This window comes from Flavobacterium sp., assembly GCF_049318185.1.
Classification (GTDB): domain Bacteria; phylum Bacteroidota; class Bacteroidia; order Flavobacteriales; family Flavobacteriaceae; genus Flavobacterium.
Genome location: NZ_JBMOGV010000218.1, coordinates 1 through 1,929, shown reverse-complemented (window position 1 = coordinate 1,929; position 1,929 = coordinate 1). Strand labels below are relative to the sequence as shown.

4 protein-coding genes are annotated in these 1,929 nt (G+C 35.8%); 2 read left to right on the top strand and 2 right to left on the bottom strand.

What is annotated here, in order from left to right; all coding sequences use genetic code 11:
• Both ACOYLT_RS11760 and ACOYLT_RS11755 read right to left on the bottom strand, forming a co-directional pair.
• Positions 1–301: hypothetical protein (locus tag ACOYLT_RS11760; protein ID WP_422854028.1), on the bottom strand; the 301-nt coding region annotated here is incomplete at its 3' end.
• Positions 288–986, bottom strand: a complete 699-nt coding sequence (locus ACOYLT_RS11755) for a hypothetical protein (protein WP_422854027.1) — start codon at positions 984–986, stop codon at positions 288–290. The genes ACOYLT_RS11760 and ACOYLT_RS11755, both read right to left, overlap by 14 nt.
• 87 nt (positions 987–1,073) lie before the next feature.
• Between ACOYLT_RS11755 and ACOYLT_RS11750 the strand changes: the two genes are divergently transcribed.
• On the top strand, positions 1,074–1,703 hold the full coding sequence (locus ACOYLT_RS11750) for an NUMOD4 domain-containing protein (RefSeq protein ID WP_422854026.1): 630 nt from the start codon (positions 1,074–1,076) through the stop codon (positions 1,701–1,703).
• A gap of 15 nt (positions 1,704–1,718) precedes the next feature.
• Positions 1,719–1,901, top strand: coding sequence for a hypothetical protein (locus ACOYLT_RS11745; protein WP_422854025.1), 183 nt, complete (start codon positions 1,719–1,721; stop codon positions 1,899–1,901).
• The last annotated feature ends 28 nt before the right edge of the window (positions 1,902–1,929 follow it).

Below are 1,929 nucleotides of genomic sequence, written 5' to 3'. Positions count from 1 at the left end.
CGTACAAATCAGCTAATGCCCCATTCCCACACCCACTATAATCATACTTCACCCCCATTTCCCTTATATCAACCTTCGCATTGTGATACTGAAATGACTTGCCGTGTTTCTCAGCATCTTCCAGAACGATGGCCTTGTAGGCAGGCATTGAGGTTAATTGCTTTACTACTTCCTCTAGGCACTTCATCCGGATGTGTAACTCCATAGGGTTTATGCGCCCCTCTAATAGTTCCTGGAAGATTTCATGCACAACCTGTGTGCGATCTTCCTTAGTTGTGTGGTTAAATTTAATCAATTCCATTGTCGGTAGTGTTTAAAAGGTTAAATGTATTTTGTTGTGCTTCAGTCAGTTGGCATTCGGTTTTTACCCAATCGTAAACGGTTACGGTTGATCCTTTGATACATTCGCCGTCTTGAATTTTTACGATAGCGGATTGGAACTGCTCATCTGTTAGGATGCGTTTTGTTTTCCAAACATCGGCAGCAATATCGTATATGCTGCCATTAATATGCCCTACCGATTCCATTTCTTCCGGCACATACACCGGCCCGGCGAATACATCCGGGGTGTACCACTTAACACCGTTACTCATCGCCCTTGCAAATAGCATATTACGAGGGAATTTGTCGGTGTTTTTAGTTCCGGCTTTCTTGGCATCTTCGATGGTGAAGGTAGAAGTACCAATCATTTCAGCACCTTCATAGTAATCAATAGAGCATACTTTATCGGTCTGCTCGGTTACTCGGTAATTGTATTTACCCGATGCTTTAACCATAGCAGCCATAACGCCGGCCCCAATGGTAGGCTTACCGGAAATAATGTGGATTCCGGACATTGCGGCAAACGGTGCAATACCCAACTCGGCACCTGCTTGAATCTTAACGATTGCTTGAGCAGCGGATTTGATATCAGGAAACATTCCCGATTCCGCGAACGCCTTACCGATGCTCATTATTTCGGTGGCGGTGTGTTTTACAATGTTCATGTGTTTAAAGTTTTAGGACTCAAAGATTGGAAATAGTTTTGATACTACCAAAATTATTTTGTAGGTTTGTAAAAATATATTTTAATTATGAATGATATACCAGTTTATAAAAATTTACAAATTGAAGATTTGCCTTATGAAGAGTGGAAAGACATTTTAGGATATGATGGTGTTTATTTAATTTCTAATTTAGGAAGAATTAAATCTTATCAGCGTGAAATTAATATGGGTATTCGAGGGTTTCGCATTCAACCTGAAAGGATAATGAAACAAAATATTTCTAAAAGTAACTATAAAAAAACTAAAAAAGATAGAAAGGATTTGAAAATACGTTTTTGTATTGATAATAAAAAAAAGTCTTTTCACGTAAGTACGTTGGTCGGAAATACTTTTATTAGAGAGTTAGTCGAAAGCGAGGTTTATTGTAAAAAAGATAAGGTTTGGCATAATAATAGTGCTTCTAACCTAGAAATTATGTCAATATCTAATAGCCATAAACAATCATACAAAACTGGTAATTTTTCAAGAATAAAAAAACATCTTTTCGTAAATCATGAAAGTAAATTTATTTACACAAGATTATCAGATGGTAAAGAATTTATTAGTAGCGAATTAGTAAAATATTATAAAAAAGATGTAAGATCAAATATAAAAAAAGCTATAAAAAATAATAGAATGGCTTATAAATCTAATTGGATTAGAACATTAATTAATTAAAAACAAACAATTCTAATGGAACAACTCAAACAACTATTCAAAGGTCAACACGTATTTAACCTCTCTGCCATTGAGCGTAAAGCCGGCATCCGCAAGCTAAAACTGCATGAATTTGTAAACGGCAAAGCAGAATTATCGCACTCGGAGTGTCTGAAAATCAATAAGATAGTTGAAAATGCAACTAAATTGCAAAAATAAATCCAAAATTATTTGGGTGGTATTAGAA